At 44.7% G+C, this 23016-nt stretch carries 19 protein-coding genes; 14 read left to right on the forward strand and 5 right to left on the reverse strand.

Annotation, left to right across the window (positions count from 1 at the left end; all coding sequences use genetic code 11):
* Positions 1-326: 326 nt before the first annotated feature.
* From M5J74_RS18285 to M5J74_RS18295, 3 genes are all read left to right on the forward strand, one after another.
* The gene (locus M5J74_RS18285; protein WP_250012686.1) at positions 327-1787 is read left to right on the forward strand and encodes a carotenoid oxygenase family protein; all 1461 of its coding nucleotides are present in this window, start codon (positions 327-329) and stop codon (positions 1785-1787) included.
* Positions 1788-1885: 98 nt separating this feature from the next.
* Entirely contained in the window at positions 1886-2455 is a 570-nt protein-coding gene (gene hemJ, locus M5J74_RS18290) for a protoporphyrinogen oxidase HemJ (RefSeq protein ID WP_015155509.1), read from the forward strand.
* A gap of 226 nt (positions 2456-2681) precedes the next feature.
* Positions 2682-2921, forward strand: a complete 240-nt coding sequence (locus M5J74_RS18295) for a hypothetical protein (protein WP_015155510.1) — start codon at positions 2682-2684, stop codon at positions 2919-2921.
* 225 nt (positions 2922-3146) lie between these two features.
* On the opposite strand, the gene M5J74_RS18300 is transcribed toward M5J74_RS18295, so the two are convergent.
* Positions 3147-6482 carry an ATP-binding protein gene (locus M5J74_RS18300; protein ID WP_250012687.1) on the reverse strand — a complete coding sequence of 1112 codons (3336 nt, stop codon included), beginning with the start codon at positions 6480-6482 and terminating at the stop codon, positions 3147-3149.
* A gap of 678 nt (positions 6483-7160) precedes the next feature.
* Between M5J74_RS18300 and M5J74_RS18305 the strand changes: the two genes are divergently transcribed.
* The 3 genes from M5J74_RS18305 (at position 7161) to kaiC (ending at position 9573) form a co-directional block, all read left to right on the forward strand.
* Positions 7161-7508, forward strand: coding sequence for a circadian clock protein KaiA (locus M5J74_RS18305; RefSeq protein ID WP_250012688.1), 348 nt, complete (start codon positions 7161-7163; stop codon positions 7506-7508).
* 79 nt (positions 7509-7587) lie between these two features.
* Positions 7588-7905 carry a circadian clock protein KaiB gene (gene kaiB, locus M5J74_RS18310; RefSeq protein ID WP_041463238.1) on the forward strand — a complete coding sequence of 106 codons (318 nt, stop codon included), beginning with the start codon at positions 7588-7590 and terminating at the stop codon, positions 7903-7905.
* Positions 7906-8016: 111 nt separating this feature from the next.
* The gene (gene kaiC, locus M5J74_RS18315) at positions 8017-9573 is read left to right on the forward strand and encodes a circadian clock protein KaiC (RefSeq protein WP_106165959.1); all 1557 of its coding nucleotides are present in this window, start codon (positions 8017-8019) and stop codon (positions 9571-9573) included.
* A gap of 16 nt (positions 9574-9589) precedes the next feature.
* Here kaiC and M5J74_RS18320 read toward each other — a convergent pair whose 3' ends face one another.
* From M5J74_RS18320 to M5J74_RS18330, 3 genes are all read right to left on the reverse strand, one after another.
* Complete coding sequence (locus M5J74_RS18320; protein WP_106165960.1) at positions 9590-9946, reverse strand: hypothetical protein; 357 nt, start codon at positions 9944-9946, stop codon at positions 9590-9592.
* A gap of 343 nt (positions 9947-10289) precedes the next feature.
* Positions 10290-11431 (reverse strand): IS3 family transposase gene (locus M5J74_RS18325; protein WP_371933972.1). Its coding sequence is split into 2 segments (ribosomal slippage): positions 10290-11158 and positions 11158-11431, totalling 1143 coding nucleotides; the frame shifts between segments, so codons are not numbered across the junction.
* Positions 11432-11653: 222 nt separating this feature from the next.
* On the reverse strand, positions 11654-12736 hold the full coding sequence (locus tag M5J74_RS18330) for an NAD(P)/FAD-dependent oxidoreductase (RefSeq protein WP_106165961.1): 1083 nt from the start codon (positions 12734-12736) through the stop codon (positions 11654-11656).
* Positions 12737-13031: 295 nt separating this feature from the next.
* On the opposite strand from M5J74_RS18330, the gene M5J74_RS18335 reads away from it, so the two are divergent.
* The 8 genes from M5J74_RS18335 (at position 13032) to urtE (ending at position 21415) form a co-directional block, all read left to right on the forward strand.
* Entirely contained in the window at positions 13032-13874 is an 843-nt protein-coding gene (locus tag M5J74_RS18335) for a YaaW family protein (RefSeq protein WP_015155516.1), read from the forward strand.
* A gap of 98 nt (positions 13875-13972) precedes the next feature.
* Positions 13973-15391 (forward strand): O-antigen ligase, encoded by a 1419-nt coding sequence (locus M5J74_RS18340; protein ID WP_106165962.1) that lies wholly within the window; start codon positions 13973-13975, stop codon positions 15389-15391.
* A 164-nt stretch (positions 15392-15555) separates the two neighbouring features.
* Complete coding sequence (gene urtA / locus M5J74_RS18345; RefSeq protein WP_015155518.1) at positions 15556-16884, forward strand: urea ABC transporter substrate-binding protein; 1329 nt, start codon at positions 15556-15558, stop codon at positions 16882-16884.
* 251 nt (positions 16885-17135) lie between these two features.
* Positions 17136-18296, forward strand: coding sequence for a branched-chain amino acid ABC transporter permease (locus M5J74_RS18350; RefSeq protein WP_106165963.1), 1161 nt, complete (start codon positions 17136-17138; stop codon positions 18294-18296).
* 92 nt (positions 18297-18388) lie between these two features.
* A complete protein-coding gene (gene urtC / locus M5J74_RS18355; RefSeq protein WP_015155520.1) occupies positions 18389-19555 on the forward strand; it encodes an urea ABC transporter permease subunit UrtC in 1167 nt (388 codons plus the stop codon).
* Positions 19552-19716 (forward strand): hypothetical protein, encoded by a 165-nt coding sequence (locus tag M5J74_RS18360; protein ID WP_250012690.1) that lies wholly within the window; start codon positions 19552-19554, stop codon positions 19714-19716. The genes urtC and M5J74_RS18360 overlap by 4 nt, the downstream gene beginning before the upstream one ends.
* Positions 19717-19773: 57 nt before the next feature.
* Positions 19774-20547, forward strand: coding sequence for an urea ABC transporter ATP-binding protein UrtD (gene urtD, locus M5J74_RS18365; RefSeq protein ID WP_015155521.1), 774 nt, complete (start codon positions 19774-19776; stop codon positions 20545-20547).
* Between the two features lie 106 nt (positions 20548-20653).
* Positions 20654-21415: an urea ABC transporter ATP-binding subunit UrtE gene (gene urtE / locus M5J74_RS18370; RefSeq protein ID WP_015155522.1), complete on the forward strand. Its 762-nt coding sequence runs from the start codon at positions 20654-20656 to the stop codon at positions 21413-21415.
* Between the two features lie 118 nt (positions 21416-21533).
* Here the strand turns inward: urtE and M5J74_RS18375 are convergent, their stop codons facing one another.
* Positions 21534-22961, reverse strand: coding sequence for an oligosaccharide flippase family protein (locus tag M5J74_RS18375; RefSeq protein WP_250012691.1), 1428 nt, complete (start codon positions 22959-22961; stop codon positions 21534-21536).
* Between the last annotated feature and the right edge of the window lie 55 nt (positions 22962-23016).

Genomic DNA, 23016 nt, shown 5'->3' on the forward strand with positions numbered 1-23016 from the left:
CAGTTCCTGAACTCGTGGGGTGAGTGGCTAGTGGCTGGTGGCTGGTGGCTAGTAGTAGATGGGTGTGGGGTGTAGTGAGTGGAACCAGTGGAACTACTGGCTGGTGGCTGGTGGCTGAATTCTTTTCTAGCCGCTAGTAACTAATCGCTGACAACTGATAACTGTCTTTAGGACGAGCGATCGCGCTTAGATTGTTACGACTATAGAAATAGGAATACACGACATTCTCGTTTGAGTTCTAAGAGGCGCGACTGAGTATATTTCTAGCGTCATGGAAATTTCACAAATGACCAATGACGAATGACCAATGACAATTTGTAACATTGATGCAGACAACTACAAAACCTTCCATAACGAAAGCCTGGGCGAAAGCGATCGCTCAACCTGCAACAGAATTTTCTCCCACTCCCCTACCTGTCATAGCTGGGGAAATCCCCTCTAATTTACGCGGAACTCTCTATCGCAACGGTCCCGCCAGATTAGAACGGGGTGGAATGCGGATGGGGCATTGGTTTGATGGTGATGGGGCAATTCTCGCCGTTGATTTTAATTCTAATTCCCCCCTTTTTCAGGGGGGCGAGGGGCGTGCCATCGCCTCATACCGCTACGTGCAAACTGCTGGTTATCAAGAAGAAGCTGCCGCAAATCGCTTGGTGTATGGTAATTATGGGATGACAGCCCCAGGTGCGTTCTGGAATCGATGGTTGAAGCCAATAAAAAATGTGGCAAATACCTCTGTTTTACCTCTACCGGATAAACTCTTAGCATTGTGGGAAGGTGGTAAACCGCACGCTTTAGACTTGCAGACTTTGGAGACAAAAGGCGAGGACAATTTATCTGGATTAAGTAATGGTTTACCTTACTCTGCTCATTACAAGTGCGATCCGCACACGGGAGAAATTTTCAACTTTGGGATTAGCCCTGGAATTAACGCTAACTTGAATCTCTATAAAAGCGATCGCACGGGTAAAATTCTGCAAAAAGCTACATTTACCTTAGATGGCGTGCCGATCGTTCATGATTTCGTCATAGCAGGACAGTATTTAGTCTTTTTCGTGCCTCCAGTTAGGGTAAATGCGTTACCCGTGCTGTTAGGCTTGAGTTGTTACAGCGATGCGATCAAATGGCAGCCTCAACTCGGTACTCAGTTTCTGATCTTCGATCGCGAAACCCTTACCCTTGTCAGTCGTGGCGAAACTGAACCTTGGTATCAATGGCATTTTGCTAACGGTTACGTCGATCCTAGCGGTACGATTATTGTGGATTTGGTGCGGTATGAAGACTTTCAGACCAATCAATACTTAAAGGAAGTGGCAACGGGAGAAACTCATACGCCTGCACCCAGTAGTTTATCGCGAGTTCATTTGAATCCAAACTTGGGTAAAGTGACGGCGATCGAGCAAATTCTAGATCGTGATTGTGAATTTCCGATCGGATTACCTCATTTAATTGGGCAAGCTGCTTCTCCTACTTTTCTCTCCGTTCATCGTTCGGGGGTAAATAGCGGTGCAGAAATGTTTGATGCGATCGCTAAATTTGACTCGCAAACTCAATCTCTGACGGTTGCAGATTTTGGCGAAAATTGCTACCCAATGGAACCAATTTTTGCCCCCGATCCGCAAAATCCTGCTTCTGGTTGGATCGTTACGGTAGTCTATGACGGAAATCGCGATCGCAGTGAGGTCTGGATTTTCGATAGCGATCGCTTAGATGCACCACCTGTCTGTAAATTGGAATTACCTAGCGTCGTACCGATGGGATTTCATGGGGCGTGGCGACAAGCGTAAATTTTGTTGGATTTAATGTCACGCAGAGACGCAAAGGCGCAAAGATCTGAAATGGTATAACATCCAAAGTCTGAAATTCAACATCCAAAATTGGTATCATGGCTTATTTTTGGTTTAAAGCGTTTCATCTGGTTGGCATTGTTGTTTGGTTCGCTGGGTTATTTTACTTGGTGCGGCTATTTATCTATCATGTCGAGGCAGACGAACAGCCGGAACCCGCCCGTACTATTCTCAAGAATCAGTATCAATTGATGGAAAAGCGACTGTATAGCATTATTACCACTCCTGGGATGCTGGTGACAGTTGCAATGGCAATTGGATTACTGACGACGGAACCGGAAGTCCTGAAACAGGGATGGTTGCATGTCAAGTTAGCATTTGTCGTACTGCTATTGGGCTATCACCACTACTGCAAACGGCTGATGCGACAGTTAGAAAAAAATGAGTGTAAGTGGAGCAGTCAGCAATTACGGGCATTGAATGAAGCCCCAACTGTGATGTTAGTGGCGATCGTATTGCTAGCCGTATTTAAAAATAACTTACCTACAAATGCTACCGTCTGGGCAATTTTCGGCATGATTGTGGCAATGGCAGCAACAATTCAACTTTACGCCAAAAAGCGGAGGTTGGATAAGGAAAGGTTAATAGCACAAGTACCGCAAGAGTGATTGATGGTGGGCAATGCCCACCGACTTTCTAGCTTTGGGTAGATCTACGGTTACGCAGGTTTTGCCTCTACAGACAGAGTAAAATTGCGTACATAACTGCAAACATTACGGAGTCTCTTATAGAAGTCAGAGTTTATGTGTAGCAATGTTTCAACTTCTGTTGCCTCGAAAAGGCGATGAGCTATTCTAAAGAAAGTCTAAAGAAAACCTTAATTTTTTGTTTGTTATGTACGCAACCGAAACCCGCAACATGAATTCAACCATCCTACGGCAGCTATGGTCTGCGGTAGAACATACTCAAAGCAGCATTCTACTCAGACTGAGTGACTCAGAACTGGTTTCGCACTTGCTCGCAGAACTTGGCAACCAGCAACCTTTGGATCGAGAAGCGATCGCGAATGTGAGTACTTACTTGCGCGGGAAAACATCTTTGATTCGCGACCTCGCTCAATCGCGTTCGTTCTAATCAATAATTTCTACTGTTCGTACCGTTGCATTAGTCACTTTTTCAACCGAGAAGTACTGCCAGGTATAATTCACCACTTCGTTCGATTGACTCTGGCAAAGTAGTACAATCTTTTAAAAACATTTTTACAAATCAATACAAATTTTCAGATCGCGTTGCATCTAGTTGCATTTATCCGCGATTGCGTTTCTCAATGTTGCGGCTATGTTGCCTTCCTCTGCACTCTCAATCCTTTTCTACAGGGTGAGCCAACAGAGTTTGATGAATATTGTTCAATAACTCTTCCATAGAGATAGAGGAAGGCAGGACTTTAGTTGCGATCGCCCCCAATGCGTGTTCGATCGACTCCAAATCGGATGCTGCGTTTGCGTTACCCAAATTGTGTAGTTGTTCTGAAGGTAGCGATCGCCCCTCTGACTCTAAGTAAGCGGAAAATTGCTCTCTAACTTCATTTTGGGTAAATAATCGCTCCATAGCGATGATAGGTGGTAATTTCTGCTGCTCTAAAGTTGCGATCGCCGTGCAGGCTTTCTCGACTTGTTGCATCTCTCCTAAACAAACGAGCATCAGATCGACGTTTTGTTGTTGAATTTGCTGCTGCACTTCCTCCCAAGTATGCGGCATCACGACTCGAAAACCAGCTGTTTGCAAATATTGAATTAAAGCTTGCAACCATTCCGCTCGCAACGATCCGGCAGAAGCTTGAGTATTGTGGCTGTGTTCGTCAGACAAATCGTCCAAATTAGCAATATCTAAAACTAACACGCTATATTCCCAACTCACGCCTGCTGCCACGTGCAGAACGGATAGTAACACTTCAGCCGATGGCTCTGGCGGATTTGTCAAACAAGGAAATATATTGAGTTGCTCTATTTGACTCGCAACTTGGGCGATCGCGGCATCTAGCGTCACGATGGGTAAATTTGCCAAGCTAGGATATTCGGTCAACTGTTGTAAGAAATCGAGGGGTTCGCAGATCGCTCGCTCCAGTAAAATGACATTTGGTCGCCAAATCCGCGCTAGCAATGATGCTTGCTCTAAGTCATCGGCTTCGAGAACGCGACAGTGATTTAGAGATGATTCTAAATGGTTGACATCGCCTCTGGCTAAAAGTTCGGTGTTGGGAGTCACTAATCGTAGAATCGTCAGCTGTTTGTACTTTTGAACGCGCTGCGATAATTCGACCTGAGAGTAGGTCACTGGCGCGCCGCACAAACGAGTCATCACCTGCTGCAAGACTTGCTGCTGTACGGGTAAGCTGATAAATTCGTCCGCCCGGTGGGAAAGAGCTTGATTTTTCTCGGCTCTTGTGGTGTTGACGACGATTGGAATTTGACTCGTAGCTGGATCGGATTTGAGCAAAGTCAGTACATCCCAGCCAGAGAGTAAAGGTAGTAAGGGATTGATAAATATAATTCCTGGCTGCAAACGACGGGCTTTTTCTAACGCCTCAGTTCCAGAACGAGCGATCGCCACCCAATATCCCAAACTCGTCAGTTGTTCTGCCAAGTCTTCAATAAATCGGGGTGCAGCCTCCACAACCAGCACCAAATGGCGATCGGGGGGTGGAGAACCCAAAGATCCCAGAGAAAAGTTACTTTCTCCACGTCCAGAAGTCCGGCTCTGAACTCCTAGTGCGTTGCTGCCAGTGGAATTATTGGCGGGAGATTGCCGTTGTATGTTTGCGGACATTCTTCCTACTTGCTCTCCAACTTCCTCCCCTACTTCCCCCGTTCCCCCTGCTCTCTTCTTGGGCGGCGTAGGTGCTAGCAATAGGGTAAATTGGCTGCCTTTACCTTCTTGAGACAAAAAGCTGACATCACCACCATGCAGCCGAGCTAAGGCTCTGGTTAAAACCAAACCCAGACCCGTACCTTCAAATTGTCGCGTCAACGGCGTTTCCAGCTGTTGAAATTTCTGAAAAATTAAGTGTTGTTGGTGTTCGGGAATGCCAATTCCTGTATCCCAAACTGTAAAGGCAATCCACCCTGCCCAATAGCTGACTCGCAAACCGATCTCCCCGCCGGATGCCGTAAATTTGAAGGCATTTGCCAATAAGTGAACTAGCATCTGGCGCAGGCGCAATTCGTCTGCCACAATGATATCTAACTCGGGTTCGATCGCTAAGGTAAAGCGGTGTTCGAGATGGCTGTCTGTCCCTGCCTCCACCACAGCAGTTTTGTTGTTTTTCGGGCTAAAGGCAAGCCGAGCTTGCTCGACCGCGCGTTCGCATACTTTACGAATGTGGACTGGTTCGAGGGTTAATTCTAACTGTCCTGTCTCCATGCGGGTCAAATCTAAAATGTCATTGACCACGCTCATTAAATGTCGTCCATTTTCGTGAATTAGCCGCGCGTAGCGTGCTTGACGCTCGTTGAGCTGTCCTAGTGCCTGATCTTTTAGTAAGGTAGATAACCCCAGCATTGCTGTTAGGGGTGTCCGCAACTCGTGACTGATACAAGCAAGAAATTCATCTTTCAAGCGATTGAGTTGAATCAAATCGGCATTTTTGGCGGCTAGTTCCGATGCCATCTGTCGCTGTTCTGTCACATCTGTAGCCATCAACAACCAAATTCGCTCGGATTGCTGTTGGCGGCTGACGACTGACATTTGTAAAGGAATTTTGAGAAATTGCCACACTCGGTCTTGTCCCTGTTGTCCGGGACAAATACAGATACACGTCCCTTCTTGCTCTCCCTGCTGGCAGTAGCGTATGATGTTGGGTTCTGCCGCATCGGGTGTGGATAGTAAAGATACTTGCTCCTGTAGTGCAGTGAGACTGAAGTGATGAGTTGTTGCCTGCCAATCGCTTAACTTGGCGCGATCGACTTCTCGACTAGCCTCAGTAGCTTCTGCTGTTGTCGATTCCAAGTCAATTACCGATTGCTGAGTTCCCGCCACATTCAAAATTGCTTCGACTTCTTGCCGAATTGCTTCGGGATTGCCCATGTTACCAAATTGCCGATTCCAGGCAGGATTCTGGGCGATCGCTTCGCCCAGGCTTGTTTGTAACATCAATGGTAAGGGTAATCTTTCTAGCAGTTGGACGATCGGATCGAGTTGCTCTGGCTCGATGCCACGCTCGATGGTTGCTTTGAGTAAAGTGGTTTTTGCTAAACGATCGCGCTTTTTGGTTCTCGCGGCTGCGGCTAAAACTTTCCAGAGCTTTGTTTGCTCCAATAGCCCTAAAAACTTTCCCTCAGCATCGACGATCGCAAAAGTCTGCTTGATGTCGCTGGGTTCGAGACGGGAATCTATATACGATTGGAATTGTTCTAGGCTAAACTCATTTGGTAGCTTTTCTATAGGTTCTAGTATGCGAGCGGTTGCTTTGGATAAGGATTGCTTGGCATTCTTGCTATTGCTTGTTGCTGCCAACCAGTGGGGGAAAAATTGCCGCAGATGCAGCACTCCCAGGGGAGATCGTTGCCGATCCAACACAATCAGGCGATCGCTTTGCTCCTGGCTGAAGATTTCCCATGCCATAGCCAAAGTAGCTGTCTGTAAACAGCTAGGGACAGTCTCGATAAAGTCACCTAAGTTGTACTTGGACTTTGACATGAGCTAACAGAGTAGTGAGTGGGGAGAAAGCAAAAATGCGGTACTCGATCCACGAATTGAACGCTTGGCGCTGCCATCTTTGGCTCTAGTGTTTTGCTGGATAGATAATTGAATCTAAAACTGCCAAGCAATAGAGACTTTCGATTACAGTTATAGCTCCTTTAGCAATAGAGCTACGCATATACCAGTTATAGTCTCTCAAACTGAAGTTGTGGAAGGAAAGGCGCACGAGAAAACGCTATAATGTTTTAATTTAGTTTAATTAACTTCATAAAAGTAATGGAACTGACACCTTTCTTGAACTCTGGAGATATGAATGCTGACTTAGTAGCGAGCAATCGAAATATATCCACTGGATCGATCTAGAATCTTTTTTACTCTATTCTGTCTGCTGTCGCCCATAAACAAACAAATAATTTTATTTTTTGTCGTCTCGATTGTTTGATGAACTCATTATGACTAGTAATGCACTGACCGAGCGCGCGGCTTCAACCTCAATTTCTTTTTGATGGCGATCGCTCGATCCCCTCCTAGATTGCAAAGCAGTTAAATTGAACTACCTGCTTTTTTTTAGTCGAATTGCAAATCTAAAAATAGTATTAAGCAACCATATAATGCTATGTAACATGACTGCCCTGATATTAGCTATTTCCCTCAGAGTAATTGCCAGTTAACTGCATGGATGAACATCACCTCGGAAAACGCCAAAGCTTATCACAGCAGATGACACTGAATCGAGATCGGGAGTTTATACAGCAACTAAAAGCTGATTATTGTCAAATCTTATTGCGTTATTTTAATAACGATAATACAGTAAAACAACAGATCGAGCGATTTATTAATGTAGCTTTTGATGCTAAAGTTCCCGTGCCTCAGATTATTGAAATTCATATGGAATTAATTGACGAATTTTCCAAGCAGTTGAAGCTAGAAGGGCGAAATGACGAAGTGTTGTTAGACTATCGCTTGACTCTCATTGATATTTTGGCTCACCTGTGCGAAATTTATCGCACCTCCATATCCTGAGCAAGCGATGTATCAATTAAACTTTGATAGCATAATAAGTGGTCAGATTTCATTCCAAACAACCTCTGCGTCTTTATCTATGAACGCGCCTAAAAAAACTTATGTTCTAAAGCTGTATGTAGCTGGGAATACTCCTAACTCCATTCGGGCATTAAGAACGCTCAGAAACATCCTAGAACAAGAATTTAAAGGAGTCTATGCCCTGAAAGTAATTGATGTGCTGAAAAGCCCTCAACTTGCAGAGGAAGATAAAATTTTAGCTACGCCAACGCTCTCGAAAATCTTGCCGCCGCCTGTACGGAAAATTATCGGAGATCTTTCCGACCGAGAAAAAGTTTTAATTGGCTTGGATTTACTCTATGAAGAACTCGTTGAGGCAGAGGCACTTGAGGAGTGATTTTATAACTTCAATATGGGATAATCTTTCAGTAAAATTGGATTGTTATAAAAAATAAACTAATTTTAATTTGGTTTTAATTTGGTTTAATAACCCTTTGATTCTAAAGCGATGAGCGAAATCACTTCCAGCGGTAAGCAAAATAAGAATAGCCCAAATGGGACAGGCGTGCAAAAGATTCGCACCATGATTGAGGGGTTTGACGATATCAGTCATGGCGGTTTGCCACTAGGGAGAACCACTCTGTTTAGCGGGACTTCGGGAACTGGGAAAACTTTATTTTCCGTGCAATTTTTGTACAATGGGATACTTTTTTTTGACGAGCCAGGTGTATTCGTCACTTTTGAAGAATCTCCCAGCGATATTATTAAAAACGCCTACAGTTTTGGCTGGAACTTACCAAAACTCATCGAGGAAGGCAAGCTGTTTATTTTAGACGCTTCGCCCGATCCGGAAGGACAAGAGGTGATTGGAAACTTCGACTTATCGGCGTTGATCGAGCGGTTGCAATACGCTATCCATAAATATAAGGCAAGAAGGGTAGCGATCGACTCGATCACGGCTGTCTTTCAACAGTATGAAGCGGCTTCCGTCGTCCGGCGAGAAATTTTTCGCTTGGTTGCCAGACTCAAGCAGATTGGCGTAACCACGATAATTACAACCGAACGCACCGAGGAGTATGGCGCGATCGCCTCTTTTGGTGTAGAAGAGTTTGTCGCTGACAACGTGGCGATCGTGCGTAACGTTCTAGAAGGGGAACGCCGTCGTCGCACGATGGAGATTTTAAAGCTGCGTGGCACGACGCATATGAAAGGAGAATATCCGTTCACAATTACCAACGATGGAGTGAATATCTTTCCCTTGGGTGCAATGCGCTTAACGCAGCGTTCTTCTAACGTGCGCGTCTCCTCCGGCGTGAAGACGTTGGATGAAATGTGCGGCGGTGGTTTCTTTAAAGATTCGATTATTTTGGCAACGGGGGCTACTGGTACAGGTAAGACGTTACTCGTCAGTAAGTTTCTCGAAAATGGCTGTCGCGGCGGCGAACGAGCAATTTTATTTGCCTACGAAGAATCTCGCGCTCAATTGTCACGCAATGCTTATTCTTGGGGAATTGACTTTGAAGACTTAGAGAAAAAAGGACTGTTAAAGATTATCTGTGCTTATCCTGAATCGGCAGGATTGGAAGACCATTTACAGATTATTAAATCAGAAATTGCTGAATTTAAACCAGCTAGAGTGGCGATCGATTCGCTTTCAGCTTTAGCAAGAGGAGTCAGTAACAATGCTTTTCGACAATTCGTCATTGGCGTAACTGGTTTTGCTAAACAAGAAGAGATCACGGGTTTTTTCACCAATACTACCGATCAATTCATGGGAGCGCATTCAATTACAGAATCCCATATTTCGACAATTACAGACACGATTTTATTGCTGCAATATGTAGAAATTCGCGGGCAAATGTCGCGGGCAATTAACGTGTTTAAAATGCGCGGTTCCTGGCACGATAATGGGATTCGCGAGTATACAATTAGTGCTGACGGTCCTGAAATTACCGATTCCTTTAGTAATTACGAGGGAATCATCAGCGGCTCTCCCAGTCGCGTTAGTACAGATGAAAAAGCAGAGTTATCGCGAATTGTCAAGGGATTTCAAGGTGGCGAGTAGTAGTTGATTACGATCTTTAACCGAACCAATGCGAAGGTTCTACACTACATTGATATGGCTCGGGAATGTGACAGCTGACCCAATCTGCTTTATCCTGTAAGACACAGCAAATCCCTTGATGAATTAAATTTTCAATCTGGATGCGATACTCCGCGCGATCGCCAGGAAGCCTATAGGTTAGAAAAGTTAAATCGCGATCGTCTACTGCACTAAAAGCACAAGGAATCCGACTGAGGACGTAAGCAATTAACTCTTGCCGCAAATCGGGATTAGCAAAAGCTTGACAGTGAGGATAGTAAGGATAATTATCTAAAACCGCCTCAACTTCTGCTATTAGTGCTTGATGGGTTAAATTAACTAATGTTTTCGACATATTTCATTCCCCCCAATTCCCCAGCAAAAGTGTATTTTAATAAAATCTATTTCTTTTGATAGATGTAAAGCGATCGCTCAATTGTGTAAGTAGATTTAGAATGGCGAGTAGAATTACATAAACTCCGTTCCTAAACTCGTTACTAAGTCTGAAAAACCTCTTGCAGCAAATCGATCTACCTCTCACTTACAATTATTTCAATGCCAAGATTTTCTAGCACGAATCTATACAAAACTCAGTAAAATATTTACTCAACTTAATATACAAGTGAAGTGGTTCCAACCAGTTAGACAATTTGGAGGGATCTCTAAGCTCTGAAAAGTGGAGATCTCTATGTCCTAACTCAAGCATTTTTACGATTCAATCGCGTTTCCCAATAGACAACTTCAGGGGTGCGATAATTCAATGCTTGATGTGGACGCTCTTGATTATACCATTCAAACCATTTTCGTACCTCCTGGTTCAAATGAATTCCATCCTCAAACGCCATCAAATAAATCAACTCGTATTTTAGCGCTCGCCACAATCGTTCAATAAAAATGTTGTCATGACAACGTCCTCGACCATCCATACTGATTTGCACTCCCACTGCCTTGAGACAGCTAGTGAAATGGCTTGAGGTAAATTGGCTACCTTGGTCGGAGTTGAAAATTTCAGGTGTGCCATAATCTGTGATTGCTTGCTGCAACGCTTCAAGGCAAAATGTTGCATCTAACGTGTTGGAGATCTGCCAGGACAATACTTTGCGACTAAACCAATCCATCATTGCCACTAAATAGAAATGCCCCTTGAGGACAGGTAAATAAGTAATGTCGGTACACCAGACTTGATTGGCTTGAGCGATCTCCAAGTTTCTCAGCAGATAAGGATACACTTGATGTTCCGGATGGGCTTGACTCAAGCGTGGTTTGGGATAAATTGCTTCTATTCCCAACTGTCGCATCAACCGTTGCACTCGTTTACGATTGATCTCATAGCCGTACTGACGCAGCACTACCGTCATCCGACGACTGCCATAAAACGGCGTTTTCAGGTATTGCTGGTCGAGCAATCGCAGCAAGGTCAACTCTTCTTCTGACGGGGCTTGCGGCTGGTAGTAAAAGCTAGAACGGGCAATTCCTAATAATTGGCACTGCCGCACAATGCTCAGTTGCGGATGGTCAGTCACTACCAAGGTTTTTCGCTCTTCAACCCCAATTGTGCTGACCTGATGGCTAAAAAATCCCGTTCTACCTTCAACTGTCCAATTTGGCGATACAACTCATCAATCTGAGCTTGTTGGCTCTCGTTGGCTTTGCCGATCTCACTCCCCTTTTCAAACAGACTGCTGGCTTCCTCTAACAACTGTCTTTTCCAGTTGTTAATCATGGTTGGATGCACTTGGTACTGGCTTGCTAATTCTGCAACGGTTTTTTCACCTCGGACGGCTTCCAGTGCAACTTTGGCTTTGAATTGGGAACTGTACTGTTTGCGTTTGTTACTCATGAACTACTCCTATCATATTTTGAGTGGTTCAGAGCTTAACTCCCTGTCCAGTTTTTTGGTTCCACTTCAAAGTGAGTGAAAAAGAGGAAAATTTGAGAAATAATTGACAGAAATTAAGGTTTGAGATTTGTACATTTTTCTTGAGTTTAAGCATATTTTTAACTCAAGATTCGCGATCCCCGCTCGGAAATGACATTAAATAATATCTATGTCGAATCGATATTATTCTAGAGCGATCGCCTGTAAAAAGTTAGATCCAGGGAGCGATCGCCCCTCCATTTGACGATTAATCTCTGTCGCTGCTGCTATACCGGAATGCATTGCACCTTCGACAAAATTTCCGCCACACCAATCACCGCAACAAACTAAAGGTAAGTTAGTTTCAGTAGATAAACAAGATTGCCCTAAAGGACGACTGGGAAAAGCGTAGCGCCAACGATGAACTTGTAACCATTCCGGTTTAGCTAACCAAGGAAGCAAACATTCAGAGGCTTTTGCTAATAACTCATAACCAGCAGCTTGTAAATCGGAAGTTTCTAAATAACGCCGAGCAAAATCCGCACTACTTTGCACGACAAAAACTTCAAAATTACCAGTTTTTTCGACTCGTTTGCTACTATCCCAACCAACCCAGGCAAGAACGGGATTGTCAACAAAACTCACTGCTTGCCAATCCGGTTGTGGTTCCAATTGAGATGAATATCCAGCCATGACACTCAAACACGGATGAAATTCTACAGAACGCAGCTGCTGACAAACTGTAGAAAGCTCGGTTAATGGCTCCAATATTGCTAAAGCTTGCGGTGCGGGAATCGCCAAAACAACAGCTTTAGCTATGACTTCTGACGGTTGGTTAGCAGTAGCTTCAGAAGAAGCAGATTCTAGAGATAGCTGCCAATAAGAATTATGAAAAGCGATCGCCTCTACCCTTTGAGAACGCCAAACTGCCAAACCTTGTCCTAAAAACTTGGCGATCGCATTCATTCCCGCCGGTGCAACGTAACGGAATTCGGAATTTGTAGGGGCGCACAGCTGTGCGCCCTTACGGAATTCGGAATTCTCTGTCCAGACTTGAAGAATATGGCGATCGCATAACAATTGCACAAATTGCTGCATTAACTCGCCTTTTGGCTTTAAGTAACAAGTCCCGTGATCGGCAAGAGTATCATGCAAGCGGCGCGTGGCGATTCTGCCTCCCAAACCCCGCGATTTTTCCAAAATTAGCACGTTATATCCAGCTTGGTGCAACTGCTGAGCGCAAGCCAAACCAGCTATTCCAGCTCCAATTACAGCAATGTCATACATAAGAATAGGGAATATGGAATAGGAAGTAGGGAGCAGTTATCAGTGACCAGTGACCAGTTATCAGCGATCGGTTATCAGTGACTAGTGAAGAAAGGGTGTGGAGACTTTAAATTTCTTCCTCCCTCAGCTTCCTCAGCTCCCTGGGCTTCCTCAGCTCTCTTCCCCCGACTCCTGACTCCTGACTGCTAATTTTTGACTTTTGACTTTTGACTTTTGACTTACTCCTTATCCTTCACTTTAGAAGTAAAATAGCGATCGTGAGTGACTGTTGCTGGACTTGCGGGAGGACGGGATTTTGGATGAACTGAGAGCGGCATTAGAACTAGCTACGGAAGAAGAATTACAGCATTTAACCCAACTGTTATTTCGCCGTAAGTTTAATCCCCTAGATTACGTTCACACTCCCGAACCGATTGATGTTCAAAGCTTAGATAGGGAAGCGTGGTTAGATACGCTAGAAGAACGATTCCGCTATTTAGCTGCCGATGGAATGACTGTGTTGCGTGGAGACACGAACAAATTTACTTACAGACAAGCTCTGATTCAAGTTTGTCGCTATCTCAAAATTTCTTACTCCACGGCGCTGAGTACCACCGATTTAGAGGTAGAAGTCTTTTTAAATCTCTTAGGACGGACGTGGAAGCGTCTACCTGCCTCAGAAAAGCAACAACTGACAGCACGGGTACAGCGATCGCTAGCAGCGTCTTCCCCATCACAACCGCTACCGATATCCATACAAAAAGACCCGATGTCTTTGCTGGTCAAAGGTGGGAGTGCGATCGCCGTTAGCTCGATTATCCAACCAATACTGCTCAAACAGATCGCCCAGCAATTTGCTTTGCATTTTGCCAGCTATCAAATGGCTAAAGAAGCGATCGTTCAAGGTGGTGCAGTTGCAGCAGCTCAGTTTCAAAATTACGTCACGCTGAAAACAGCCCAGCAAGGTATGGCTGTAAGTGCAGCTAGGTATGGAGCAGTCAGGGGAGCATTTACCTTTCTAGGACCGATTATGTGGTCGTGGTTTCTCGCCGATTTAGGTTGGAGGGCAATCTCAACCAATTACGGTCGCGTTATTCCAGCAATCTTTGCTCTAGCGCAAATTCGCCTTACCCGTGCTGAATGTTGGGAAATGGCATAAATTGGTCATTGATGAGTGGCTGGTGGCTAGTGGTTAGTGGTTAGATTCTATCTCTAGTCACCAGCCATTAGTCACTAGTCACTCTCTACTGGTAACTGATGAGTATCAAAGACCAACGCCTACACAATGCTTGGAACAGCATCCAATTAGGGCTGCTACTGTTTCCGTTACTACCTTTGGTAGGAGCGATCGCTTTGCTCTGGGCGCAATTTGTTATTTGGCGACGACAGTACCGCACGATTTTCCGCAGGCGGCTCAACTGGGTACTAATAATCTTGAGTGGATGGTTGGTGGTAATGAGTCTATTCGCTTATTATCGCCGGGACGCTTGGTTAGGATTATTTAATTTCGTGCCATTTTTTAGCTTATTTGTAACTTTTAGCGTCTTGTTACAAACACCAGCTCAACTCAGACGATTAGCACAAATCTTAGTATTCACATCCGTACCAATAACGATCGCGGGCTTTGGTCAACTATATTGGGGCTGGGCAACTCCGAAAGCGTGGCACGATATTTTAGTGACACTGGGTTGCGCGATCGTCCCTCAAGGTAATCCGCCTGGTCGAATGACTTCTATTTTTATGTATACCAACGTCCTTGGTGCATATCTCGCGATCGCCTTTATTCTCTCGGTGGGATTGTGGATTGAAAGCTTTTTGGAAAAGTCAAAAGTTAAAAGTCAAAAGTCAAAACTATTTTATCCCTCACCCCTCACTCCTCGCTCCTCACCCCTTACCACTCAAATCTTACTGGGTGCAATTGTACTGGGTAATTTGGCAGCTTTGATTTTGACGAATTCTCGCAATGCTTGGGCGATCGCCGCGATCGCGGCGATCGCTTTTGCGGTGTATCAGGGTTGGCATTGGTTGCTGGTGGGAGTGAGTGCGATCGCATCGGCTATTGTTGGCGCAGCTTTTTCACCTCCACCCCTGCAACAATGGCTGCGGCTTATCGTTCCCGCTTACTTTTGGCAGAGGTTAACAGACCAACTCTACGTTCGTCCAGAAGCAACGCTGAGAACGACACAGTGGCGGTTTGCCTGGAATTTGACCCTACAGCGCCCTTGGACGGGTTGGGGGTTGCGGAATTTTCAGCCTCTCTACATGGCACAAACCCAAACTTGGATGGGTCATCCACACAATCTGTTTCTGATGCTGACAGCGGAAATCGGTCTTCCAGCAACCATCGTTTTTTGTGCTTGGATCGGCTGGATTCTGTTTCAATCGATTCAATTCTTAGCTAAGAGATCTCCCAACTCCTGTACGGGTGGGTTCGATCGAAAAATGATTTTTCCTTTGACAGATATCCCGAATAAACCCGCCCCTACCGACTCCCGATTCCCGCATCACAGCGATCGCCTCATTGTTTTCACTTATCTAGTGGCTGTTTGTGCTTGTCTGCTTTTTAACACCACAGATGTCACTATATTTGATGCTCGTCTCAACACTCTATTCTGGATTTTGTTGGCAGCGATCGCTGGAGTAACACAGTGCCATCAAGAGCGGATTCTACCTTAAGATTGAAAATATTTACCTTAATTTACACCTTACCGTCTCGAAAATATAAAATTAGTATAATAAAATACAATTCTCGTGCAAGTAGAGCCATAGTATCTATCAATGTCCATCCATGGATATAGCTGCTGTAAAGCATATATCTGCACGAAATAATTTCTCCACTTATGACAACACAATTTAATCGGCGGAAGTTTTTACTGTATGGTTCCGCTACTTTGGGAACCAGTATTCTATTAAAAGCTTGTGCAAATTCGCCTACGACTGAATCGAGTCCTAATGGAACTGCATCGCCATCAGCTGCTAATGTCAGCACGGCTGCTGCTAGTGGAGATGGAATCAAGGTGGGTATTTTACACTCCCTTAGCGGTACGATGGCGATTAGCGAAAAGAGTGTCGTAGACGCAGAAATGCTGGCAATTGAAGAGATCAATGCTGCTGGTGGCGTGTTAGGAAAGAAAATTCTCCCAATTACCGAAGATGGTGCTTCCAACTGGGATACTTTTAGAGAAAAAGCTAACAAGTTAATCGACGAAGATAATGTCGTTGCAGTATTTGGCTGTTGGACTTCTGCTAGCCGCAAGAACGTCCTAGAAGTATTTGAATCTAAAGACCATATGCTCTGGTATCCAGTGCAGTACGAAGGACAAGAGTGTTCTAAAAATATTTTCTATACTGGTGCAGCCCCTAACCAACAAATCGAACCATCAGTAGATTGGTTGCTGCAAAATAAAGGGAAAGAGTTCTTTTTAGTTGGTTCCGATTACGTTTTTCCCCGGACTGCTAACACCGTCATCAAAGCGCAATTAGCAGCAAAAGGTGGTAAGGTTGTTGGTGAAGACTATCTCCCACTTGGTAACACAGAAGTTACACCAATTATTACCAAAATTCGGCAAGCTTTACCTAATGGTGGCATCATCTATAACACGTTGAATGGAGACAGCAACGTAGCTTTCTTCAAGCAATTACAAGGCGCTGGAATGAATCCAGATAAGTATCCTTCCATGTCTGTCAGTATTGCGGAAGAGGAAGTCAGAGCAATAGGTCCAGATTATCTGAAAGGTCACTACGCTGCTTGGAATTATTTCCAAACAGTTGAGTCAGCTGCTAATAAAAAGTTTGTCGAAGCCTTCAAGAAAAAATATGGCGAAGATAGAGTTACAAATGACCCTATGGAAGCTGCATATATCGCGGTTTACTTGTGGAAACAAGCAGTAGAAAAAGCTGGTACGGCTGACGATTTAGCTAAAGTCAGAACTGCTGCTTACGGACAAACTCTCGATGCACCAGAAGGTAAAATTACTCTAAATAAGAATCATCATATCTCTAAAGTTGTCCGAATTGGTGAAGTGAGAGACGATGGTTTGTTTGAAATCGTTTACTCTACTGATAAAGCAGTTGCACCGCTTCCCTGGAATCAATTTGTTAAAGAAACTAAGGGATATAGCTGCGATTGGTCAGATCCTAATAAAGGCGGAAAATACAAGTCAGCTTAAACAGTTGACAGTTATCAGTTATCAGTTGTCAAATGCAGTATGAATCAGCGGGAGAAATTTTGTTTTTCATAAACAATTGCGATCGCTATTTCATTGTTTAATAGTAGAGACGTTACATGTAACGTCTCTACACCGATTGCTAATAACTGACTGCTGTACGGGCGGGTTTTGACTCTCGATCTACTGTTTGAATTGTCAATCTATCTGCTAAACCCGCCCCTACGATAACTGATAACTGAATAGGGGGAAGCGTGTTAATTGGATTATTTGACGGTTTATTTAACGGTATTAGTATCGGTTCCGTGCTTTTAATTTCAGCACTAGGGCTAGCGATCGTATTTGGACTTATGGGTGTAATCAACTTGGCACATGGCGAGTTGATGATGCTAGGAGCATACACGACTTTTGTAGTCCAAGCAGGCTTTAAAAAATTGGGCGAACCTTGGTTCGATTTTTATATTTTTTTCGCTCTCATATTTGCTTTTTTAGTCGCTGCTGGGGTGGGAGTCATTTTAGAAAGAGGAGTCATTCGCTATCTTTATGGCAGACCATTAGAAACCTTACTAGCAACTTGGGGTGTAAGTTTAATCTTGCAACAGTTCGTTCGTAGCGTGAACTGGGTACTGGCAATTGGAATAGTTATATTTTGTCTGTTATTTTTTGGCAGTTTGTGGATCGTCCAGCGTCGTTCGGACTTCGATCGCATTCGTAATTGGTTTGTACTAGTGATGCTGCCTTTATCTTTAGGTATTGCGATCGCAGTTGGCAATATTTTGAGTCAAACTTACAAACTCGCAGTGAATCAGCCTTGGTTTGGGGCGCAAAACGTGGATGTTTCAGCACCGAGATGGCTGCGTGGCGGTTTACCTGTAGGTGGGTTTCAATTACCGTATGCCAGATTATTTATCATTGCGCTGACAATTATTTGCGTCATTGGAGTTTATCAATTCTTGCAACGCACTGCTTGGGGATTACGAATTCGTGCTGTAACGCAAAATCGTAGCATGAGTTCTTGCTTGGGCATTCCGACTCAAAAAGTTGATGCCCTTACATTTGCAATTGGTTCGGGACTAGCTGGAGTTGCTGGATGTGCGATTAGCTATCTCGGTTCTGTGGGACCAAATACAGGACAGAACTACATTGTCGATACATTTATGGTGGTGGTTGTCGGTGGTGTTGGTAAATTGGTCGGCACAATTGTAGCCGCATTAGCAATTGGTACGGTAAATTACCTAGTTGGTTCTGGCACTCTAGCAATCCTCACAGCACCCATCCCGCCTTTATCTGAGTTCTTTACCTTTTTTGCCACTACGAGTATGGCGAAAGTTATGGTATTTGCTTTAATTATTGCCTTTCTACAAGTGCGCCCAGGGGGGATTTTCCCACAGAAAGGAAGGACTGTGGATGCTTAGTAAAGTCAAAAGTTAAAAGTCAAAAGTCAAAAGCTAGTAACTACAAACGATCGATGGCTAATGACCAATGACCAATCAAGAAGGAATTAAAAATGACAGCAGACGCAGCAATAGGGAGACGAGGATTAAAGCGAGGTAAGAAGCGATCGCTCTTAATTGAAGCAGGTATAATAGGCGCGATCGCACTCTTATTAATTTTTATTATTCCAACTTTAATTTCCCCATTTCGCCTCAATTTGTTAGGACGATTTTTATCCCTGGCAATTGTCGCTTTGGGCATAGATTTGATCTGGGGTTACACCGGGTTACTCAGTTTAGGTCACGGGATCTTCTTTGGTTTGGGTGGATACGCGATTGGTATGCACTTGAAACTCCAAGTCCCTCAAGGGGAACTTCCCGATTTTATGGGACTTTATGGCGTGACCGAACTACCTTGGTTTTGGCATCCATTTCAAGCTTTTCCCTTTGCTTCGGCTGCTGTGGTGCTGATTCCTGGGATCTTGGCTGCCTTGTTGGGCTATTTGGTCTTTCGTAATCGCATTCGTGGCGTTTATTTTTCGATCTTGACTCAAGCAGCAACCATCGTTTTTTTCAACTTTTTTAACGGGCAGCAAAAACTATTTAACGGTACGAATGGACTCGTTAACTTCAAAACTCTTTTGGGTACAGCCGTAGGGTCGCGACCGTCGCAATTTACTTTTTACGTTCTGACGGTGCTGCTACTCATTGCTACCTATGCCTTGTGTCGCTGGTTAACTAGCGGACGCTTCGGACGGCTGCTGGTAGCGATTCGGGATGATGAGAGTCGAGTGCGGTTTTCCGGTTACGACCCGACAGAATTTAAAGTGCTAGTTTTTGCAATTTCAGGGGCGATCGCGGGGTTGGCAGGGGCAATGTATACTCTCCAAAGCGGCTCCGTATCTCCAAGAGCGATGGATGTTGCCTTCTCAATTGAAATGGTTATTTGGGTAGCAATTGGCGGACGTGGCAGCTTAGTAGGCGCAGTTGTAGGAGCATTGCTCGTCAACTATGCCAGAAGTTTTTTCAGCGAACAATTTGCCGAGATCTGGCTATTTTTCCAAGGGGCGCTATTTTTAATCGTTGTGACCGTGCTACCCGATGGTATTGTCGGTTGGTTGCGTAGTTCTGACTTGTTGCAGCTCGGTCATCGTCGGCAGCTATCAACTTATCCTGAAATTGAAGTCAACCCAGAAGTGCAAAGCGAACGGCAGGAGATAGAGACGAGGAGTGAGGAGTGAGGAGTGAGGGGACAAGGGAGACAAGGGAGACAAGGGAGACAAGGGAGACAAGGGAGAGAAGAGAGCTGAGGGAGCTGAGGGAGAAAAAACACTACACCCACCACGCACCACGCCTGAGCGCACCACGCACCACCCAATTGCCAACTACCACTGATAACTGATAACTGATAACTGATAACTGATAACTGATAACTGATAACTGAAACAGGGGGTATAAAGTGGGCGAAAAAATTTTAGAAATAGAAGATGTTACGGTCAGTTTTGATGGATTTAAGGCACTGAAAAACCTTAATTTTAGTTTAGACAAAGGTGAATTAAGAGTTATTATTGGTCCTAATGGAGCAGGAAAGACAACATTTTTGGACGTGATTACAGGGAAGACAAAACCAACTCAAGGACGGGTATTGTTCAAAGGAAAAAACTTGCGATCGCTCAAAGAACATCAAATTGCCCGCATGGGGATCGGTCGCAAGTTTCAAACGCCTAGAATATATCTCAACTTAACTCCACGAGAAAATTTAGAAATCACTTGCAATCAACAAAAAAAGCTGTGGTCAACTTTATTTGGTAAACCTAAGAGTGCGGAACGCCAAACCGTATCTGGGTTATTAGAAACAATTGGACTCACTGCAAATGCAGATCTACCTGCGTCAAAACTATCTCACGGAGAAAAACAGCGTCTGGAAATTGGAATGCTTGTAGCGCAATCGCCAGATTTATTATTAGTTGACGAACCTGTTGCAGGGTTAACCGATGAAGAAACCGAAAATGTCGGGAATTTACTCTTAGCTTTGGCTCAAAGTCATTCCATTATGGTGATCGAGCATGATATGGAATTCGTGCGTCAGATTGCGCGTAAGGTAACAGTGTTGCATCAAGGTTCGGTACTGTGTGAAGGTAACATTGACGAAGTACAAAACGATCCTCGCGTGATTGAAGTGTATTTGGGACAGGAAGTAGAACACAAGCAGGGAGCAGGGAGCAGGGAGTAGAGAGTAGGGAAAAGAGAGCTGCTCTTGAGCTGGGGGAGCAACTACCAACTACCAATTACCAATTACCAATTACCAATTACCAATTACCAATTACCAAAAATCAAATATGAATCCTGCTACAGACGCGATCGCCTCATCATTCAATTCTTCTACTGCCCAAAAACCAGTGTTACAAGTTGCTGGATTGAATGTCTATTATGGTGAAAGCCATATTTTACGCAACGTAGATCTTAGCGTTACAGAAGGACAAATGGTTTGTCTGATCGGGCGCAACGGTGTGGGAAAAACGACGCTGCTAAAAACAATTATGGGGTTAATTAAACCTCGTAGCGGTGCAGTAACTTTTGCCGGACAGCCGATAACTTTGAAGTCTCCAGATAAACGAGCAAAATTAGGAATTGGTTACGTTCCTCAAGGGCGAGAAATTATTCCTCGCTTAACAGTAGAAGAAAATTTACTACTCGGTTTTGAAGCGCTACCCCAAGGTAGAAAAAACCATCAAAAGGTTCCCGATCGCATTTTTTCCTTGTTTCCCGTCTTGAAAACAATGCGATCGCGGATGGGTGGTGACTTAAGCGGCGGACAACAGCAACAACTGGCGATCGCCCGTGCCTTAATGGGAAATCCCCGCTTACTCGTATTAGACGAGCCGACAGAAGGAATTCAGCCTTCCATTATTTTAGAAATTGAGGCAGCAATTCGCGATATTATCGCTACAACTGGAATTTCCGTGCTGTTGGTAGAACAACACCTGCATTTCGTCCGCCAAGCCGACCGTTACTATGCGATGCAAAAAGGCGGAATTGTCGCATCTGGTACTACCAGCGAACTCAGTCAGGATGTCATTCAGCGATTTTTGGCAGTCTAGATCAAAAGTCAAAAGTCAAAAGTCAAAAGTCAAAAGCTTGCTCTTGAGCAAAACGAAGAGTCAAAACTGAGAACTAACCATCGATCGCCATAAATGACAATTGACAAATGACTTTCTACTACTTAGCAGGCTTAGGCGTTTTCCAAGCTGCATACAATTCTAGAGGAATGCTTCTGAGGGTGGGTCGAGCCAGAAATAAGATACTGTAGCTGGCAACCAACAAACTCAAACTGATGTAAAACGGTAGCCAGGGACCAGCAAGTAGGGGAATTGCCGTGGCGATAATTAAACAAATTGCATCCCCGTAATCCGGTGCGCCACACAATCTGGTGATGGAAAAATGCAGCGCCAAAAAACTAGGTAAGGCAAATAATTCTGCCACGCCATAACCCCAAGCTCCTAAAACTGGTAGGAGCAGCCAAGCAGCTAGCCAAAACAGACTAATATAGATGGCGTTAAACCGAGCCACATCGCGATTGTGTCCTGCGGCATATAACGCCGAAATATGCATGTTGAATACCGTGTAGAGCAAGGTTGCTAGGGCAACGAACGTAAAGACTTGGGTGCTGGGTAGCCAACTCTTGCCAAACATTAAAGGGACGATCCAGTTAGCACAGCAAGAAAAGAGAGCAAACACTGGACCAACCAACAGACCTTGATAGATAATCCCACGACTGATGGCGCGGCGCAATGCATCAGTATCGCCGAGTAATTTGGCAAGAGTGCTGATCGAAAGCCGAGCGATCACGATCCGCAGCATTCCCAACTGATCGGAAAGACGGATGGCAATACCGACAATTCCAGCCGCTTCTAACCCACCTAGACGGCTCACAACTAGGGGGACGGTGAGAGTTTTAAAATTCCAAATTAAATTAGAGCCGGAGTAAGCCAGACCGCTACGCAGTGCAGAACTGATGAATTGCGGTTGCCAGCGCCAACGCCACGCGATCGGATAGCAAACAGAAGCCATCACTGCTAGTAGCGTAAACTGAACGACAAAACCAGCGATTGGTCCCCAATAGCCCCAATTTAGGAGTACGAGCGGTACGGAGACTGCATAGTTCGATACCTGTGCCAAAGTTTCAACTAAACCAACTTGAGGGAAACGCAGTTCTCGCTCCATCATCGCGATCGAGGCACTAGCTACCATTTCCAACCAAATGACGGGAACTAGCCACCGCAGAACTTCGACTAGCACGCTTTGTCCCGTCCACGCACCCACTAGAGGCGTAGCAAACCACAGCAACACGCACAGCCCGATTCCTACCGTATTGTAAAACGCTAAAATCTGCTCTGCGGCATCTTTCGGTAAAGTGGGTTGGCGGATCGAGTAGACATCTAAGCCGCATTTTGCCGTCCAGAAAGTAAAGTAAAGAATAAATGCAGCCGAGACAACTACGCCATAATTTTCTGGTCCTAAGACGCGAGCAATTACCAGCACGCTGACTAAGGAAAGCGCTGATGCTGCCAACTGTCTAATAGTTAGATAAATACCTCCTTGGAGGACTTTGTTTTTGAGAGTTTTGAGAGATTGGTTGGTATGCATTAATTCTTGGTTTTAGACGGTAGTTCGTCGCCGTCCGGTCGCACTAAGCTAGACG

It is taken from the genome of Chroococcidiopsis sp. CCNUC1 (assembly GCF_023546805.1).
Classification (GTDB): domain Bacteria; phylum Cyanobacteriota; class Cyanobacteriia; order Cyanobacteriales; family Chroococcidiopsidaceae; genus Chroococcidiopsis; species Chroococcidiopsis thermalis.